The sequence below is a fragment of the Aeromonas popoffii genome, from assembly GCF_000820025.1.
Classification (GTDB): domain Bacteria; phylum Pseudomonadota; class Gammaproteobacteria; order Enterobacterales; family Aeromonadaceae; genus Aeromonas; species Aeromonas popoffii.
In genome coordinates this window covers 48,605-65,545 of record NZ_CDBI01000006.1, presented here as the reverse complement: position 1 = coordinate 65,545, position 16,941 = coordinate 48,605, and the positions used below count along the sequence as shown (strand labels likewise).

General features: G+C 57.6%; 17 protein-coding genes and 1 pseudogene. 12 read left to right on the top strand and 6 right to left on the bottom strand.

The window, feature by feature from the left end; translation table 11 throughout:
* Positions 1-8: 8 nt before the first annotated feature.
* From BN1129_RS01060 to spfP, 7 genes are all read left to right on the top strand, one after another.
* On the top strand, positions 9-566 hold the full coding sequence (locus tag BN1129_RS01060; protein ID WP_042033927.1) for a DNA topoisomerase family protein: 558 nt from the start codon (positions 9-11) through the stop codon (positions 564-566).
* Between the two features lie 72 nt (positions 567-638).
* Positions 639-1,142 (top strand): 5-(carboxyamino)imidazole ribonucleotide mutase, encoded by a 504-nt coding sequence (gene purE, locus BN1129_RS01055; RefSeq protein WP_042033925.1) that lies wholly within the window; start codon positions 639-641, stop codon positions 1,140-1,142.
* A gap of 134 nt (positions 1,143-1,276) precedes the next feature.
* On the top strand, positions 1,277-1,837 hold the full coding sequence (tsaC, locus tag BN1129_RS01050) for an L-threonylcarbamoyladenylate synthase type 1 TsaC (protein WP_042033923.1): 561 nt from the start codon (positions 1,277-1,279) through the stop codon (positions 1,835-1,837).
* A gap of 112 nt (positions 1,838-1,949) precedes the next feature.
* Positions 1,950-2,858, top strand: coding sequence for an oxygen-dependent coproporphyrinogen oxidase (gene hemF / locus BN1129_RS01045; protein ID WP_042033922.1), 909 nt, complete (start codon positions 1,950-1,952; stop codon positions 2,856-2,858).
* A gap of 103 nt (positions 2,859-2,961) precedes the next feature.
* The gene (aroE, locus tag BN1129_RS01040; RefSeq protein WP_042033921.1) at positions 2,962-3,783 is read left to right on the top strand and encodes a shikimate dehydrogenase; all 822 of its coding nucleotides are present in this window, start codon (positions 2,962-2,964) and stop codon (positions 3,781-3,783) included.
* Positions 3,780-4,040 carry a DUF1488 family protein gene (locus BN1129_RS01035; protein WP_042033920.1) on the top strand — a complete coding sequence of 87 codons (261 nt, stop codon included), beginning with the start codon at positions 3,780-3,782 and terminating at the stop codon, positions 4,038-4,040. The genes aroE and BN1129_RS01035 overlap by 4 nt, the downstream gene beginning before the upstream one ends.
* Positions 4,041-4,284: 244 nt before the next feature.
* Positions 4,285-4,332: a small protein SpfP gene (spfP, locus tag BN1129_RS24635; protein WP_462101308.1), complete on the top strand. Its 48-nt coding sequence runs from the start codon at positions 4,285-4,287 to the stop codon at positions 4,330-4,332.
* Positions 4,333-4,834: 502 nt separating this feature from the next.
* Here spfP and yihA read toward each other — a convergent pair.
* Positions 4,835-5,488, bottom strand: a complete 654-nt coding sequence (yihA, locus tag BN1129_RS01030; protein ID WP_042033919.1) for a ribosome biogenesis GTP-binding protein YihA/YsxC — start codon at positions 5,486-5,488, stop codon at positions 4,835-4,837.
* 142 nt (positions 5,489-5,630) lie between these two features.
* Here yihA and BN1129_RS01025 point away from each other — a divergent pair, with 142 nt between their 5' ends.
* The 5 genes and pseudogenes from BN1129_RS01025 (at position 5,631) to BN1129_RS01005 (ending at position 10,937) form a co-directional block, all read left to right on the top strand.
* Positions 5,631-6,248 carry a c-type cytochrome gene (locus BN1129_RS01025; protein ID WP_042033918.1) on the top strand — a complete coding sequence of 206 codons (618 nt, stop codon included), beginning with the start codon at positions 5,631-5,633 and terminating at the stop codon, positions 6,246-6,248.
* Between the two features lie 825 nt (positions 6,249-7,073).
* Entirely contained in the window at positions 7,074-7,655 is a 582-nt protein-coding gene (gene yihI / locus BN1129_RS01020; RefSeq protein ID WP_042033917.1) for a Der GTPase-activating protein YihI, read from the top strand.
* A gap of 11 nt (positions 7,656-7,666) precedes the next feature.
* Positions 7,667-8,107, top strand: coding sequence for a DUF2489 domain-containing protein (locus tag BN1129_RS01015; protein WP_042033916.1), 441 nt, complete (start codon positions 7,667-7,669; stop codon positions 8,105-8,107).
* Positions 8,108-8,134: 27 nt separating this feature from the next.
* Positions 8,135-9,508, top strand: a complete 1,374-nt coding sequence (hemN, locus tag BN1129_RS01010; RefSeq protein WP_042033915.1) for an oxygen-independent coproporphyrinogen III oxidase — start codon at positions 8,135-8,137, stop codon at positions 9,506-9,508.
* Between the two features lie 127 nt (positions 9,509-9,635).
* Positions 9,636-10,937 (top strand): annotated as a pseudogene (locus tag BN1129_RS01005) (IS4 family transposase).
* 58 nt (positions 10,938-10,995) lie between these two features.
* Here BN1129_RS01005 and add read toward each other — a convergent pair.
* The 5 genes from add to glnA all read right to left on the bottom strand — a co-directional run bounded on the left by add (position 10,996) and on the right by glnA (position 16,809).
* Entirely contained in the window at positions 10,996-11,997 is a 1,002-nt protein-coding gene (gene add, locus BN1129_RS01000; RefSeq protein ID WP_042033914.1) for an adenosine deaminase, read from the bottom strand.
* Between the two features lie 141 nt (positions 11,998-12,138).
* Positions 12,139-13,557 carry a nitrogen regulation protein NR(I) gene (glnG, locus tag BN1129_RS00995; RefSeq protein WP_042033913.1) on the bottom strand — a complete coding sequence of 473 codons (1,419 nt, stop codon included), beginning with the start codon at positions 13,555-13,557 and terminating at the stop codon, positions 12,139-12,141.
* A 9-nt stretch (positions 13,558-13,566) separates the two neighbouring features.
* Entirely contained in the window at positions 13,567-14,622 is a 1,056-nt protein-coding gene (glnL, locus tag BN1129_RS00990; RefSeq protein ID WP_042033912.1) for a nitrogen regulation protein NR(II), read from the bottom strand.
* 80 nt (positions 14,623-14,702) lie between these two features.
* Positions 14,703-15,284: a DUF4124 domain-containing protein gene (locus tag BN1129_RS00985; RefSeq protein ID WP_042033911.1), complete on the bottom strand. Its 582-nt coding sequence runs from the start codon at positions 15,282-15,284 to the stop codon at positions 14,703-14,705.
* Between the two features lie 115 nt (positions 15,285-15,399).
* Entirely contained in the window at positions 15,400-16,809 is a 1,410-nt protein-coding gene (glnA, locus tag BN1129_RS00980) for a glutamate--ammonia ligase (protein WP_042033910.1), read from the bottom strand.
* Positions 16,810-16,941: the final 132 nt, after the last annotated feature.

Genomic DNA, 16,941 nt, shown 5'->3' with positions numbered 1-16,941 from the left:
CGCGGCCCATGTCAAAAATCGATCATCATCTCTTTTCTGTCCACGAGCAGGCATTTGAGCGAGAGCCGTGCCCGCAGTGTGGTGCCGAGTTGCTGATCCGACAGGGCAAGCATGGCCTCTTCCTGGGCTGCTCTGCCTATCCTGCCTGTGACTATATCCGTTCCCTGACGCCATCCGGCCGCGACATCGAGAAAGTGCTTGAGGGCTCGGCCTGCCCGGATTGCGGCCAGCCGCTGGCGATCAAAAAGGGGCGTTATGGCCTGTTTGTGGGGTGCACCCAGTACCCGGCCTGCCAGCACATCGAATCCTTGCAGGAAAGCGACGATACCCAGATCCTCTGTCCTGATTGTGGCAAGGGTCATCTGGTGAGTCGCACGTCACGCTACGGCAAGCAGTTTTACTCCTGCGATGGGTATCCACATTGTAAATATGTGGTTAACGACAAGCCTATCTCTATGCCTTGTCCCGAATGTGGCTGGGGCATCATGGTGGAGAAGAAAGTAAGGGGAAATCTGAGGTGGATCTGCCCGCAAAAGAAATGCGGCCATCAAAGTGAGCAGGTATAATCCCGCCGCCGTAACCAGATTGAAACGTTTTCGGCGAACTTCAACCCCATTTGGAGTAAGGAAATTCCCACCATGAATAAACCCTTTGTTGCCGTATTGATGGGCTCTGATTCTGATTTTCCCGTGATGCAATCTACCCTTGAGATCCTCAAGTCGTTTGATATCACAGTGGAAGTTAAGGTTACCTCTGCGCACCGTACCCCGGCTGCGACTCATCAGTATGTGACCGATGCCGAAGCCCGTGGCTGCAAGGTCTTTATCTGTGCTGCCGGTCTGGCGGCTCACTTGGCCGGTGCTGTTGCCGGTATCACCACCCGTCCCGTGATTGGGGTGCCCATTGATGGAGGCCCGCTCAAGGGACTGGATGCGCTGCTCTCTACCGTGCAGATGCCGGGTGGCGTGCCAGTGGCAACCGTAGCAATCGGCAAGGCCGGTGCCAAGAACGCGGGCTATCTGGCAGCCCAGATGCTGGCAGTAGCCGATGATGAACTGGCGGCCAAGGTTCGGGCCGAACGCCAGAAGAATGCCGAAGAGGTGATGGCCAAGGATGCCGCCCTGCAGGCTCAACTCAAGTAAGTGAACGGGTGGTGCTCCGGAAGTGTCGTATTTTCTGTGCTACAGCAAAAACGTCACTTCGCCATGATCGCCGCCATATCGGTTCAACTTGCTTCCAAGTGACGAGGCGGCAGCCTGGCTGCCGCATTTTTCCTATGCCAAATGAATTTGAACAGGCGGTTGCTGCTCTCCAACAGGAAGGGGTGATCGCTTATGCGACCGAGGCCGTGTTTGGTCTGGGTTGTGATCCCGACTCCGAAGTTGCGGTGCAGCGACTGCTTACCATCAAGCAGCGTCCGGTGGAGAAGGGGTTGATCCTGATCGCTGCCGATCTGGCGCAGCTGCAAGAATATATCAATGTGAGCCAGCTCAGCGCCGAGCAGCTGGCACGGGTTGAAGCCAGCTGGCCCGGTCCCTTTACCTGGGTCATGCCTGCGAAGCCTGATACGCCCTCATGGCTGACCGGGCAGTTCGAGACCCTGGCGGTGCGCGTGACGGCTCATCCTCAGGTGCAGGCGTTGTGCCGCGCCTTTGGCAAGCCGCTGGTCTCTACCAGCGCCAACCTGACCGGCGAGGAGCCTGCTCGTCGGGTGGCCGATATCGGTGAGCGGCTGGCCAGCAAGTTGGCCTATATCCTGCCCGGTGAAGTGGGTGGTCAAGCCAACCCATCCGAGATCAAGGACGCCCGTACCGGCGCCATTATTCGCCCCTCCTGAGCGGGCGGATGCGTCATGATTTGCCATCAATTCGCTGAGCGGTGAGCTCACCGAATTGATTCAACTATAAAAATGGACAGGGCGTTCAAGATCCTGCCTGACTGGAGACAAGATGAGCAAACCGGACGTGGCCCAGGTCAAGGCCTTCCTGTTGCAGTTGCAGGACGAGATCTGCCGTGGCCTGGAGCAGGCCGATGGTACCGGGCACTTTGTGGAAGATGCCTGGTGTCGTGAGGGCGGCGGTGGTGGTCGTACCCGCGTGTTGCGCCATGGCGCCGTGATCGAACAGGGGGGCGTCAATTTTTCCCATGTCTATGGCGATGCCATGCCTGCCTCTGCGACGGCCCATAGGCCCGAGCTGGCGGGTCGCAAGTTCGAAGCCATGGGGGTGTCGCTGGTGATCCATCCACACAACCCCTATGTGCCGACCAGCCACGCCAACGTCCGTTTCTTCATTGCCGAGAAGGAAGGCGAAGAGCCCATCTGGTGGTTTGGTGGTGGTTTCGATTTGACGCCCTTCTACCCGTTTGCCGAAGATGTACAGCACTGGCACCGGGTATCGCACGACCTCTGCCAACCCTTTGGCGAGCAGGTCTACCCCGAGTTCAAATCCTGGTGCGATCGCTACTTTTTCCTCAAGCATCGCAACGAGACACGCGGCGTGGGTGGCCTCTTCTTCGATGACCTGAATCGCTGGCCGTTTGCGGATTGTTTTGCCTTCATGCAGGCGGTCGGCAAGGGCTATCTCGATGCCTACCTGCCGATTGTCGAGCGGCGCAAGGCACTGCCCTATGGCGAGCGGGAGCGGGAGTTCCAGCTCTATCGTCGCGGTCGTTATGTGGAGTTCAATCTGGTGTATGACCGGGGCACCCTGTTCGGGTTGCAGACCGGTGGACGTACCGAGTCGATCCTGATGTCGATGCCACCGCTGGCACGCTGGGAGTATGACTGGCAGCCGAAGGCGGGCAGTCCTGAGACCTTGCTCTACACCGATTACCTCACGCCGCGAGAGTGGCTGTGACCCGAGGGGCCATGACGGCCCCTTTTTATTGGCCGATATTCGGCTTGTTCCTGAGTGCGAAAACCCGTTAAATCGAAATATTGCCCTCTGATGGAACTCTTTGATGGATCGTTATCTGGTTTTTGGCCACCCGGTGCGCCACAGCAAGTCACCCTTCATTCATACCCTGTTTGCCAGGCAGACCCAGCAAGAGTTGGAATATGGGCTGGCCGAGCCCGCCGTCGACGAGTTTGCTGACACCTTGCACAGCTTCTTTGCTCAGGGTGGCAAGGGGTGCAATGTCACAGTGCCCTTCAAGGAGCAGGCGTTTGCGCTGGTTGACCGCTTGAGCCCGAGGGCCAAGCGGGCGGGGGCCGTCAATACCATCAAGCTGACCGATGATGGCGTGTTGCTGGGGGACAATACAGATGGTGCCGGTCTGGTGGCTGATCTCAAGGCCCACGGCGTGATCCTGACGGGCTGCCGGATCCTGCTGCTAGGTGCAGGAGGGGCGGCTCGTGGTGCGCTGGCACCGCTGCTGGCCGAGCTGCCGAGCGAATTGGTGATAGCCAACCGCACCCACGCCAAGGCGGAGCAACTGGCGGCCGAGTTTCACGATCTGGGGGGGGTCATGGCCCAGCGCTATGAGCTGCTGGAGGGAGTATTCGACCTCATCATCAATTCCACTTCTGCCAGCCTTCAAGGAGAGCTACCACCCCTCGCCCCCGCGCTGATCCACGCCGATATTGCCATCTACGACATGATGTATGGTGCCTCGGATACCCCCTTCATCGGCTGGGCTAGACAGCAGGGGGCTTGCCAAGTCATGGATGGGCTGGGCATGCTGGTCGAGCAGGCGGCTGAGGCCTTTACCGTGTGGCGCGGCATCCGGCCAGGGACTAAACAGGTATTGAGAGAACTCAAACGAAATCTGGGGACCCTATGAACCAAGGCATACTGTTTCCCGAACTGGCGGACTGGCAACCGCACGAACAGAGGATCCATTTTCCGGCCCAGCAGAGAGGGGCTCTGGTCGATTGCTACATCAGTCGCCGGCGTCTGGAAAAGATGACTGGCCTCTCCCTCGTCAGGGAGGAGGACATACTACGCGCCTTCGAGAGTGTGCGCTTCGACATTGAAGACTTGGCTGAGAAACTCATTGAAGAACAAGAATTTGCAGAAGATGGGGCCATCTATCTCTAAGTTTTTTAGAGTTTTTTCTCAAAGCAGCGGAACTTGTGTGGAATACCGCTGACTAACTAGATAGTTGAGGAAGTGCTAGCTAGTCACCTTTATAACGCCCCGGTATTCGTACTGGGGATTTTTTTATCTATATGAAAAACAGAGTGTTTTTTGTAATTTATTTTACGTGAAACTAAATTACATAAATTACTTTCACTTTCTGCTGCTTTGCTATACAGTTAGCAACGTAGGGTACAGAGGTTAGATGTTCTATCTTTCAGACCTTTTATTTCACGTAATTGAATGTGGCTGAATAGCGACCCCGATGAGTATTCGTCGGGGTGTTTTTTTACGTGTGACAATTAGAGTAAAAGCTTTAGGTTTGCCACGTATTTGTTAGAATGAAGGGGATTCTTGAGGAAAACCAGTTGTCTTGGTTCTCAAGATTTAGCTTCTTCCCCATTTTTGAGCTGATTGTTGCAGGCCGATACCGCACCAGTGGTGCCGGTCTCATTTTTATACCCCCTCTCCCTACCGTCATGTAATAAAATTTCATTTCTGTACTTATTGAGTGATGCGCCTTCTGCTCAATGGCTGGAATATGAAAACGTTGCCATGAGGATGACAAGTTGATTTCTAATGGAAATTAACTTGTCATCCCATTGTTAACAAGGGCTTTTATCAAATTTCTTGGGGGAGTGCATAGGCGGGTATTGAGGGGTGGCGGGACGTCATCCAACTGAAAGTTTTTCAATCAGCGGAGGGTCAACTCCGCCAATTGCAAGGAGGGAATAGCAGAATGATGAAGGAATGCATTATTCCTCTATCTGCTCTTGTTCATCACCTTCGGCGATCTCGTCTGCCCCGGCCAGATACCAGCCAGACAGGGTCTGGGCCAGTTTTTCCACCCCGATATTGTTGAGGGAGGAGAAGGCTTCTACCTGTATCTGCGGGCCCAGGTCGGCAATGGCCTGACGAACCTTGATGACCTGATTGTTGCGGGGACCCGGGCTTAGCTTGTCCGCTTTGGTCAGCAGCAGCATAACCGGCAGTTCACGGTGGGAGCTCCACTCCAGCATGTTCATGTCGGTATCTTTGAGCGGGTGACGTATGTCCATCAGGATCACCAGGCCTTTCAATGACTCACGACGCTGCAGGTATTCTGCCAGTGACTTTTGCCACTTGAGCTTCATTTCCAGCGGTACTTGTGCATAACCATAGCCCGGCAGATCGACCAGACGCTTGCCCGGTTCCAGTTCAAACAGGTTGATCAGCTGGGTGCGACCCGGGGTCTTACTGGTGCGAGCCAGGTTCTTGTGCTTGGTTAAGGTGTTCAATGCAGATGACTTACCGGCATTGGAACGGCCGGCAAACGCAATCTCGACACCCCCATCATTTGGCAGGTGACGGATGTCGGGTGCGCTGGTCACAAAATGCACCTTATTGAAATTTAGAGTTTGTGTATCCAACGTAAATTCCCCATAGAGATAGAGGGTTATAGAGTTACTTTTTTGTGAAATCGTGTAAAATGGCGTCGCTTAAACGCGTTTATTTTAACATGCCTTCAGCGGCATGGGATCTGGAAGCCTAATAACGAGAAGTTGGAACGCCATGAAGAACCTAGTCATTACTCTTGCTCTGATGGTTGGCGTAACGGGGATGGCACAAGCCAAGGGCGATGCCGCTGCGGGACAATCCAAGGCTGCCGTGTGTGCGGCTTGTCATGGACCGGACGGAAACAGCCTTGTCGATATGTACCCCAAGATTGCTGGTCAGCACGCATCATATATCAAAAAGCAATTAGTTGAACTGAAGGCTGCAGCTTCTGGCCAAATTGGTCGGGTTGCGCCCATTATGGGGCCTATGGCTCTCCCCCTGTCCGATCAGGACATGGAAGACCTCGCTGCCTACTTTTCCAGCCAGAAGGTAACACCGATTGCGGTGCCTGATGACGCTGTAGCAGCGGGTAAAGCGCTCTATATGGGTGGTGACATGAGCCGTGGTCTGGCTGCTTGTACCGCTTGTCATGGTCCACGGGGTTCGGGTGTCGAGCAGGCCAAATATCCGAGTCTGTCCGGCCAACATCCTGCTTATATCAAGGCCCAGCTCACCGCGTTTCGTGCAGCTGCCCGCGATAACGACCCGAACAGCATGATGCGGGACGTTGCCAAGAAGCTGACCGATCAGGATATAGAGGCCTTGTCCATATACGTGGCAGGTTTGCACTGATAGCGCATTATGATGCCCCCATTGATATTAACGAGGAGCTACCGGCTCCTCGTTTCTTTTTGGCCTTTAACTCCATTTGGCCAATTATTTCTCGCATTGTTGTAAGAGATCCCCCATTCATTGGTCTGGCCAGGGCTTAAACATTTTTCAATAATGTTGAGTAATTCATTAATTTCAATATGTTAAATGACAACAAGCGATTTATCTCCGTTTGAAAACGTTCTTGGTGGATTGAGTCATTTTATTAAGTTGATACAGTGGATGCATGGAGTGACCCACGGGGCGATTCACGACCGGGATGTTGTGAAGACAGGATGTCGATACGGCGGGATGCCACAGGAACAGGCTAGTGACAGGCAAGGGATTGAAATACCAGGATGGTGACTGCTCAGGAAGAGCGGGGCTGCGGGATGCAACCACCCCAGAGTGATGGCCGGAGGCCGTCTCCATGGGTTAAGCAAGCACACGCACATTCAGGAACGACCATTAAGGTCAGGACGACCATATACAAAGATATGATGCGCAGAGGTATTGCCACGGACAGGGTGATTTGCAGCCAGGGATGGGACTCGCATAAACATATCGAGGCAGCTTCGGCTGCCTTTTTTCTTTTGGGTCATTAACCCGATTAGCCATTCTGTGTCAAAATACCAGCAACATGCCCAGAGGATGCCGATCCTGCGGTGTTCAGACGCCAGAAATGGTCGGGTTGGTGCAGGATCCCGCTCTTGTTTCTGCTCCACTGTCCCCCGTGTCAGTATCCTCCCCGGATGGTTTCATCCCGGGAGCGGCTTCAATCCAGTTATTTGTCGGAGTCAGTCATTCATGTCGGCTAAACAACCCAATCGCAAGCCTACCGGTAAGCGCAAAGAATCAGATGCCAGTGCCCTGGAAGGCCGTGAGCGCAAACGCGCCGCCAAGCGTAAGGGCTTGAAGGCGGGTTCCCGCCAGCAGGCAGAACAGTCCAGCAACAAAAATGGCAAGCAGGCCAAGGATCCGCGTATCGGCTCCCGCAAGCCGGTCGCCCTGATAGTGGAAGAGAAGAGCGGCAAGCCTGTTGCGCCCAAGCCGGTGAAAGAGAAGAAGCTGGTGATGACGCCTGAGCAGGAGCTGGCCGCCATCGAGAATGATGATCGCCTGAACGATCTGCTGGATCGTCTCGATGCCGGCGAGACCCTGGAAGCGGCCGAGCAGACCTGGGTTGACCAGCGTGTCGATCGCTATCAGGAGCTGATGGATGAGCTTGGCATCATAGACAACGATGATGACGAAGACGACGACGATGGCTCCTTCGACGATGCCAGCTATGACGAGCCGAGCCAGCCAGCCTCCGAAGAGGAGCTGTGGGATCGTTTCACCCAGGTTGACTATCAGCCTGAGCCCAAGCCTGAGCCGAAGAAAAAGTGATGAGTGGATGGATGCTGGCCGCCCTGTTGGGCGGCCTGATTTTGCTGGGGCTGGCCGTGTATGCCGGTACCCTGCTGGCCCGACTCAAGCGCCAGCGTGATACGCAACGGCAGGCCATTGCGGCCCGCAATGAGCGCATTCTCGACAGCGTGCGAGTGATTGCCCATGCGGTGCGGGACGGTCAGTGCGACTATTCCGAAGGCGCCATCCGGCTGACCAATTTGCTGGATGCTTTGCAGATCAAGGGCGGCCGCGCCTTTGCCAGCGAATTTCCGGGTTTGTACGCTCTCTATGAGAAGGTGAAAGAGATGCCGACTCATGAGGCGAGACGTGCCCTCAAGCGTAATGAAGTGATGAAGATGGATCTCGAACGCAGTGGCTATGAGGCCGAGCTGGAGGCGCAGATCCTCAAGGATGTGGCCCAACTGAAGGATTTTCAGTTAAGCCGCTGAGCCGATAACAAAAAAGAGGAAGCAAGCGTGCAAGCAGAACAGATTGTGTGGGATCAGGCCCTGATCGAAAAATATAACTACAGCGGCCCGCGCTACACCTCCTATCCCACTGCGCTGGAGTTCAACGAGCGCTTCGGCTATCCGGACTTCGTCCACGCCGCAGGCCAGTATCCGGCGCGCAACCTGTCCCTCTACGTGCACATCCCCTTCTGTCACAAGCTCTGCTATTACTGCGGCTGCAACAAGGTGATCACCCGTCATCAGCACAAGGCCGATCAGTACCTCGACTATCTCGAGCAGGAGATCAAAGCGCAGGCCCCCCTGTTCAAACACCGGCTGGTGACCCAGTTGCACTGGGGCGGTGGCACGCCTACCTATCTGAACGAAGCCCAGACTCGCCGCTTGATGGCCATGTTGCGTGAGCACTTCCAGTTCGCGGATGAAGGCGAGATAAGCATCGAAGTTGACCCGCGCGAGATCGAACTCACCATGCTGGATGTGCTGCGCGAAGTGGGGTTTAACCGCATCAGCCTCGGCGTGCAGGACTTCAACAAGGCGGTGCAGGTCGCGGTCAATCGCGAGCAGGATAACGACTTCATCCGTGCGATGCTGGAGCGTGCTCGCGAACTGGGCTTTCGCTCGACCAACCTGGATCTCATCTACGGCCTGCCACACCAGAATCGCGATAGCTTCCACCACACCCTGGAAGAAGTACTCAAGACGGATCCGGCCCGCCTTTCCATCTTCAACTATGCCCATCTGCCGAGCCGTTTCGCCGCCCAGCACAAGCTGAAAGAGGAAGACATGCCAGCCCCCCGGGAGAAGCTGGCCATGCTGCAGGACACCATCGGCTTCCTCACCGGTCAGGGTTACCAGTTCATTGGCATGGATCACTTCGCCAAGCCTGATGACGAGCTGGCGGTGGCGCAGCGGGAAGGCAAGTTGCACCGCAACTTCCAGGGCTACACCACCCAGGGGGATTGTGATCTGCTGGGGCTGGGGGTCTCCTCCATCAGCATGATCGGCGATGCCTATTCCCAGAACCAAAAAGAGCTCAAAGCTTACTACGCTCAGGTTGAAGAGCTGGGCCATGCCCAGTGGAAGGGGTGCTCCCTCAATCAGGACGATCTGATCCGCCGCGAGGTGATCAAGCGCCTCATCTGTGACTTTCGCTTGAACTTCGCCGCCGTCGAGCAGGCCCATGGTCTGGTCTTCAAGGAGTACTTCGCCGACGATCTCAAGCTGTTGCAGACCTTTATCGACGACGGTCTGGTACGCATGACTGACGATGGGCTGGAAGTGGTCTCCACTGGTCAGCTGCTCATTCGCAACATCTGCATGTGTTTCGATGTCTACCTGCGCAACAAGGCGCGCCAGCAGCAGTTCTCCCGCGTGATCTGAACCGGCAGCCCTGCACTGAAGATAAAAAAACCGCCGTTTCAGGCTAATGCCGATCAGTTAAGGATCCATTGACCGATCCTTCTGATGTGTGAAAATCCGAAACCTGTTGATTGGTTTCGGATTTTTTATGCGTATCGCTCAAGCTCTCGACTTCCTACACGCCAGCAAGGCCGCTCAGTTTGAGTCACTCTCCGACCTCATTCCCAACGAGCTCATCACCACTCTGCTCGGCGAAGAGGGCGTTGCTACCCTGCGCCGTCGCCGTATGCCCATGGAGCCATCATCGGCATGGCCATCTTCCGCAACGTCCCCATGACTCAGCTGGTCAATCAGCTCGATATCCTCTTGCCCGGTGAGCGACCCTTTGTCGCCCCCAGCGCCTTCCTGCAAGCTCGCCAGAAGCTTGGCCACAAGAGCATCGAACGCCTGTTTCACGAGACCGCCTCGCGTTGGCGCTAGCAGGCCAATCACCCCGGCTGGGCCGGGCTGCAGTTGCTCGCCGTCGATGGCGTGATGTGGCGCACGCCTGATACCCCGGACAATGCCGCCGCGTTTGCCAAGCCCGGTACCCAGCATGGGGAGACCGCCTATCCACAGGTGCGCATGCTCTGCCAGATGGAGCTCACCAGTCACCTGCTTGTTCAGGCCGTCATGGAGAGCTGCGCCGTCAACGAGATGGTGTTGGCCGAACAGCTTGTCGCGCGCACGCCGGACCACTCGCTGACCCTGTTCGACAAGGGGTTTTACTCCCTCGGCCTGCTCCACGCTTGGCAGACCACTGGCAGCGAGCGCCACTGGCTGCTGCCACTCAAAAAGGGCACGCACGCAAGCTGGGGCGTCAGGATGCCCTGGTGCGTCTCAACACCAGTCCACAGGCGAGGAAGAAGTGGCCGCAACTGCCGGACACGCTAGAAGCCCGCTTGCTGACTCGCACTATCAACGGCAAAGAGCGGCAGGTGCTGACCTCGATGGTCGACCCGATGCGTTTCCCTGGCGCCGACATCGTCGAGCTCTACGGCCATCGCTGGGAAATCGAGTTGGGCTATCGGGAGATGAAGCACAGCCTGCAACAGCACCGGCTGACCCTGCGCAGCAAGAAGGCGGCGGGGATACGGCAAGAGCTGTGGGGTGTGTTGCTGGCGTACAACCTGCTGCGCAGCCAGATGGTGAAGATGGCGGCGAGCCTGAAGGGATACACGGCGAGTCAGCTGAGTTTTCACATGGCATCGGTCTACCTCATCCATGAGCTGAGCTGCATGCCGTATGTGTCGCCGGGGAATATCCCGGGACGCGTTGCGGAGCTGGAGAAACAGGCGGGCCAGTTTGTGTTGCCGGCCCGAAGGGAGCGAAGTTATCCCCGCTGCGTGAAGCCAAGGCCACAGAAGTATGGAGTTAAAAAACCAATAAAAACAATGCCAGTCAGGCTTAACTGACTGGCATTACCGTTTCAGGCGGTTTTTTTATGGGGTAAGCAAACGGTTCAAGGTTTAGCGACTGGCGGCGCGGGCGCTCAGCTCGGCTTTCTCGCTATCACTCAGGAAGGCGAGGGTCAGGCCGTTTTGCTGGGCGGTGCGGATCTCGCTGGCCGTCATGCCAGCGGCCGGGGCAGCCATTTCATATTCGTGGGGCAGGTCTATGCCTTCGACCGCCGGATCGTCGGTGTTGAGGCAGGCCAGCACACCGGCTGCCAGGAACTGGCGGATCGGGTGTTCGGTCAGGCTGGCGACCGTGGTGGTCTGGATATTGGAGGTGAGGCAGGATTCGATGCCGATACGGTGCTCCGCCAGGTAGACCATCAGGGCCGGATCCGCAATCGCCTTGACGCCGTGACCGATACGCTCGGCGCCCAGCTCGCGAATGGCTTGCCACATGCTTTCGGGGCCCGCCGCTTCGCCTGCATGTACTGTGACGCGCATGCCCGCATCACGGACCTTGCGAAAATGCTCGATGAACAGCTCGCCCGGGAAGCCCAGTTCGTCGCCGGCCAGATCGACGGCGACCAGTTTGTCGCGATAGGCCAGGCAGGCGTCCAGCTCCTTGCGGCACTGTTCGGTACCGAAGGTGCGGCTCATGATGCCGATGAGGTTGGTCTTGATGCCGAAGTCGCGGCTGCCGGCAGCCACGCCGTCTATGATGGCTTCCACCACACCTTGTGGGTGCAGCTTGTGTGCCATCGCCATGTAGGCCGGGCTGAAGCGCAGCTCGGCATAGTCGATGCCGGCGCGCAGCAGATCTTCCACGTTCTCGTAGGCGACCCGGCGGCAGGCATCGTAATCGGCCAGCACGGCCACCCCCCAGTCCAGCTTCTTCAGGAAGGCGACCAGACTCGGCTCGTTCTCGACAATTTGCACGTGAGGACGCAGCGCCTCCAGTTCATAGGCGGGCAGCGGGAGGTTGTGCTGACGTCCCAGCTCGAGGATGGTCTGCGGACGAATGTTGCCGTCCAGATGACGGTGCAGGTCGGTCAGGGGGAGAGATCTGTCAATCATGGTGGCGCCTTCTTCGAGTCGGGTTTGAAAGCCTGTCATTCTAGGCAGGGCTCTCAAAAAAGATACCCCGTTTGAAATCAAACGGGGTCTTATTGGTCAGTGATGTGCCAAGGCGTGATGGGAATCGTTTTTCCAGAGGACTCAGGAGAGGTCGAGCTCCTTCAGCTTGCGGGTCAGGGTGTTGCGACCCCAGCCGAGCAGGCGGGCGGCTTCCTGTTTGTGGCCATGGGTGTGATCCAGCGCCGTCTCCAGCATGATCCGCTCGAACTGGGGCAGGGCGTCGGCCAGGATGTCGGTCTCCCCCAGTGCCAGTTTGCTGGCGACCCAATCCTGCAACTGCTGCTGCCAGCCGCCGGACAGGGCTGGCTGGCCCGGTTCGGCCGTGCTGGTGATGGGGGTCAGCAGTTCGGCGGGTAGATCCCCTACCAGCACCTCCTGACCCGAGGCCATCACGGTCAGCCAGCGGCAAACGTTCTCCAGCTGGCGTACGTTGCCCGGCCAGGCGAGACGGCTGATGTAGGCCTGGGTATCCGGGTGCAGGCTCTTGCTCTCCACGCTCAGCTCCTTGGCCGCCCGTAACAAAAAGTGCTGGGCCAGTTGGGGTATGTCCTCGCGGCGCTCCTTGAGGGCCGGAATGTGGATGCGAATGACGTTGAGGCGGTGGAACAGATCCTCCCGGAATTCGCCGTCGGCGACCCGTTTCTCCAGATTCTGGTGGGTGGCGGCGATGATCCGCACGTCCACCTGCACCGGTTGATGGCCACCGACCCGGTAGAATTGGCCATCGGCCAGCACCCGTAACAAGCGGGTCTGCACATCCAGCGGCATATCGCCTATCTCGTCGAGAAACAGGGTGCCGCCGTCAGCCTGCTCGAAGCGGCCGTGACGGATGTTGTTGGCGCCGGTGAAAGCCCCTTTCTCATGGCCAAACAGCTCGGATTCGATGAGATCTTTCGGGATAGCCGCCATATTGAGGGCGATGAAGTGCTTGTGGGCACGCGGGCTGTGCTTGTGCAGCGCGTGGGCGACCAGCTCCTTGCCGGTGCCGCTCTGGCCGTTGATCAGCACAGAGATGCTGGAGCGCGACAGCCGGCCTATGGCGCGGAACACCTCCTGCATCGCCGGTGCCTCGCCGATGATTTCAGGGGTGGTGGCCGTCTCCTGCGGACGCGTCTTGCGCTTGGTACGCTGCTCTTTCAGGTGATTCTCGGCGCGGCGCACCAGAGTCACCGCCTCGTCTATGTCGAACGGTTTGGGCAGGTACTCGAAGGCGCCGCGCTGGTAGGCGTTGACCGCGCTGTCCAGATCCGAGTGGGCGGTCATGATGATGATGGGCAGATCGGCCTGGCGGCGGTGGATCTGCTCCAGCAGGCTGAGGCCGTCTATGCCTGGCATGCGGATATCGGAGATGATCACATCCGGCGAGCGCATCTCGAGCGAGCTCAGCAGGGCCTCGCCGTCGGCGAAGCTCTCGCACTCGAAGCCTTCGCTGCCGAGGGTGCGTTCCAGCACCCAGCGGATAGAACTGTCGTCATCGACGATCCACACTTTTGCTGTCATGACGTTCCCTTATTTGCGAAGCGGTAGAAAGAGGGTGAATTCGGTGTGACCCGGCCAGCTGATGCAGTCGATTCGCCCCTTGTGCTGATCGATCAGGTTCTGGGCGATGGAGAGGCCGAGCCCGGTGCCCCCCTCCTTGCCGGTGATCATGGGGTAAAAGAGGGTATCGCGGATGGCATCGGGGATGCCGGGGCCGTTGTCGATGATCTTGATCTCCGCTGCCAGCCGGTAGCGCTGGCCGTGGATGGTGATCTGGAAGGCGGTGCGGGTTTTGATGCGGATAAGGCCGGTCTGATCGCCCAGCGCTTCGGCGGCGTTGCGCACTATGTTGAGAAAGGCCTGTTGAAGCTGATCCGGCTCCATCTCGAATTCCGGAATGCTGGGGTCGTAATCCCGCTCGATACGTACCGAGGGTGGCAGTTCGAGCTCCACCAGACGGCGCACCTGCTCCAGCACTGAATGGACATTGTGCATCTGGTGGCGGCCGGGACGCTGGGGGCCGAGCAGTCGGTCGACCAGCACCCGCAGCCGGTCGGCCTGTTCGATGATGATACCGGTGTATTCACGCAAGGCCGGATCCGGCAGCTCTTTTTGCAGCAGCTGAGCCGCGCCACGCAGGCCGCCCAGCGGGTTCTTGATCTCGTGAGCCAGACCGCGCACCAGCTCCTTGGCGGCCTGTTGCTGGGCATGTTGTTGCAGCTCCTGGCTGATCTTTTTCTGTTGATCTATCTTGCGCAGCTCCACCACCATCAGCCGTTGTTCATGGTCGGCGAGCGGGCTCACGCTCATCTCCACCAGTCTGGGTTCGCCTTCAACCACCAGGGTCACTTCGCTGTCGGTGAAGCCCTGCCCCGAGGTGAGGCATTGCTTGAGGCGCTGCAAATCGAGGGAAATGTGTTCCAGCAGATGGGGCAGCTCGATCCCGATCAGCCGGCGCTGGCTGAGGGAGAGCAGTTGTTCGGCCGCCGGGTTGACGAACTGGATGCAGAGTCGCTCATCCATCAGGATGACGGCGGTCAGCAAGTTATCGAGCAGTATCTTGGCTTGATCCGGGCGGGCTGGCACAGGTTTCTCCCTAAAACGGTGCTATACACCAGTAATGCACCAGTATGGTGCATTTAGTCTACCCGTATCGATGCACAGGATCACCCCCTGTTGGGGCGGGGGGTCACTTTTGGTGCCGGATTGAGGCTGGCTCGGTGCAGGTAGAAGGTGACTACCTTGGATTCAGCAAGGATCGTACCGTCTTTGGCCAACAACTCGAGTTGGGCCTGGTGGGCACCGCGATCCAGGTTCTCGACCCGCACGGCCAAGCCATTTTTGACTACGGGCGCCGCCTTGCCATTCAGGAGCAAGCGTACGTCATACTGGGCCGGTGCTTTCGGACTGATCTGCCCCTGGAACACCACATTGCCCGTGTTGTCGCGCAGCGTGCTGCCCTGTTCTGGTGAGAGCAGTTCGATCACCAGCTTGACAGCTTCCTTCTCCTTCTTGGTATCGACGCCGGTCAGGCTGTTGAAGTTCTCCACCTGCACCGAGCGCGGCGAGTTGCCAATGAGAGGGGCAACCCGCAGATCCACTTCTTTGGCCTTCTGGCCGGGGGGAGGGGCATCCGTGAAGTGGGTGACGCCATTGCCATCGACCCAGGAGTAGACTCTGGTCGCATCAACGCCGAACGAGGTTAGCAGCATGAGGGTGAGTATCCCTATGCCGTGCTTGTTGTTCATCCATCTCTCCTTGACGGTAATTTGCTTAATCCTATCAGAGAAAAAACCCGCCAGATGGCGGGTTTTGTCACGATTAAGCAAGCTGACCGGATTTAAACGGGCAATCTGTTCCGATTTAGACGGAGTAGTACAGTTCGAACTCCAGCGGGTGCGGTGTCATGCGCACGCGGTCAACATCCTGTTGTTTCAGTTCCAGGTAAGAGTTGATGAAGTCATCGCTGAACACGCCGCCGCGGGTCAGGAACTCGCGATCGCTGTCCAGTGCGGCCAGCGCTTCGTCCAGAGAGCCGGCCACGGTCGGCACTTCAGCGGCCTCTTCCGGCGGCAGGTCATACAAGTTCTTGTCCATGGCATCGCCCGGATGGATCTTGTTGATGATGCCGTCCAGACCTGCCATCAGCTGTGCTGCGAACGCCAGGTACGGGTTGGCTGCCGGATCCGGGAAACGCACTTCGATACGACGAGCTTTCGGGCTCGGCACTACCGGAATACGGATGGAGGCAGAGCGGTTGCGGGCTGAGTAAGCCAGCATGACAGGGGCTTCATAACCCGGAACCAGACGCTTGTAGGAGTTGGTGGTCGGGTTGGCGAAGGCGTTGATGGCCTTGGCGTGCTTGATGATACCGCCGATGTAGTGCAGTGCCATCTCGGACAGACCGCCGTACAGGTCGCCGGCGAACAGGTTGACGCCGTTCTTGGCCAGGGACTGGTGGCAGTGCATGCCGGAGCCGTTGTCACCGAACATGGGCTTCGGCATGAAGGTGACGGTCTTGTTGTAGGCGTGGGCCACGTTGTGGATCACGTACTTCAGAACCTGTACTTCATCTGCTTTCAGCGTGAGGGTGTTGAAACGGGTCGCGATCTCGTTCTGACCGGCGGTCGCCACTTCGTGGTGGTGAGCTTCAACGACCTGGCCCATCTCTTCCAGCACCAGACACATGGCGGCGCGGATGTCCTGGGAGGAGTCAACCGGTGCAACCGGGAAGTAACCGCCTTTCACGAACGGACGGTGGCCCTTGTTGCCGTGATCGTACTCGGTACCCGAGTTCCAGGCGGCTTCTTCAGATTCGATTTTCACGAAGCTGTGGCCCATGGTGTTCGAGAAAGTGATGTTGTCGAACATGAAGAATTCCGGCTCCGGCCCGAACAGCACGGTGTCAGCGATGCCGCTGGCTTTCAGGAAATCTTCGGCACGCTTGGAGATGGAGCGCGGATCGCGGTCATAACCTTGCATGGTGGCCGGTTCCAGCACATCGCAGACGATGTTCAGGGTGGTCTCTTCGGTGAACGGATCCAGCTTGGCGGAGGCCGCATCCGGCATCAGCACCATGTCAGACTCGTTGATGCCCTTCCAGCCGCCGATGGAGGAGCCATCGAACATCTTGCCGTCTTCGAAGAAGTCTTCGTTGACCTGGTGGGAAGGGATGGATACGTGCTGCTCTTTACCTTTGGTGTCGGTAAAGCGCAGGTCAACAAACTTGACTTCGTGTTCCTGGATCAGGGCCAAAACGTTCTGGGCTGACATGCTAAGTAACCTCCGGTGTTAAAACTCTTAGGGTGAATGCGTCATCGCATTCACATAAGCCAGTATCGTGCCAAGTTTGTGACAGCTTGATTTCAGGGCATTTGCGACTATAACCCTGCCCCAAGACCCGCC

What these genes read in the sequence shown, in the direction of transcription:
- BN1129_RS01060 (WP_042033927.1), top strand. Translation starts at nt 9, where the DNA reads ATGTCAAAAATCGATCATCATCTCTTTTCTGTCCACGAGCAGGCATTT.
- yihI (WP_042033917.1), top strand. Translation starts at nt 7,074, where the DNA reads ATGTCGGCTAAACAACCCAATCGCAAGCCTACCGGTAAGCGCAAAGAA.
- aroE (WP_042033921.1), top strand. Translation starts at nt 2,962, where the DNA reads ATGGATCGTTATCTGGTTTTTGGCCACCCGGTGCGCCACAGCAAGTCA.
- add (WP_042033914.1), bottom strand. Translation starts at nt 11,997, where the DNA reads ATGATTGACAGATCTCTCCCCCTGACCGACCTGCACCGTCATCTGGAC.
- glnG (WP_042033913.1), bottom strand. Translation starts at nt 13,557, where the DNA reads ATGACAGCAAAAGTGTGGATCGTCGATGACGACAGTTCTATCCGCTGG.
- tsaC (WP_042033923.1), top strand. Translation starts at nt 1,277, where the DNA reads ATGCCAAATGAATTTGAACAGGCGGTTGCTGCTCTCCAACAGGAAGGG.
- BN1129_RS01015 (WP_042033916.1), top strand. Translation starts at nt 7,667, where the DNA reads ATGCTGGCCGCCCTGTTGGGCGGCCTGATTTTGCTGGGGCTGGCCGTG.
- hemF (WP_042033922.1), top strand. Translation starts at nt 1,950, where the DNA reads ATGAGCAAACCGGACGTGGCCCAGGTCAAGGCCTTCCTGTTGCAGTTG.
- glnA (WP_042033910.1), bottom strand. Translation starts at nt 16,809, where the DNA reads ATGTCAGCCCAGAACGTTTTGGCCCTGATCCAGGAACACGAAGTCAAG.
- BN1129_RS01025 (WP_042033918.1), top strand. Translation starts at nt 5,631, where the DNA reads ATGAAGAACCTAGTCATTACTCTTGCTCTGATGGTTGGCGTAACGGGG.
- BN1129_RS00985 (WP_042033911.1), bottom strand. Translation starts at nt 15,284, where the DNA reads ATGAACAACAAGCACGGCATAGGGATACTCACCCTCATGCTGCTAACC.
- BN1129_RS01035 (WP_042033920.1), top strand. Translation starts at nt 3,780, where the DNA reads ATGAACCAAGGCATACTGTTTCCCGAACTGGCGGACTGGCAACCGCAC.
- purE (WP_042033925.1), top strand. Translation starts at nt 639, where the DNA reads ATGAATAAACCCTTTGTTGCCGTATTGATGGGCTCTGATTCTGATTTT.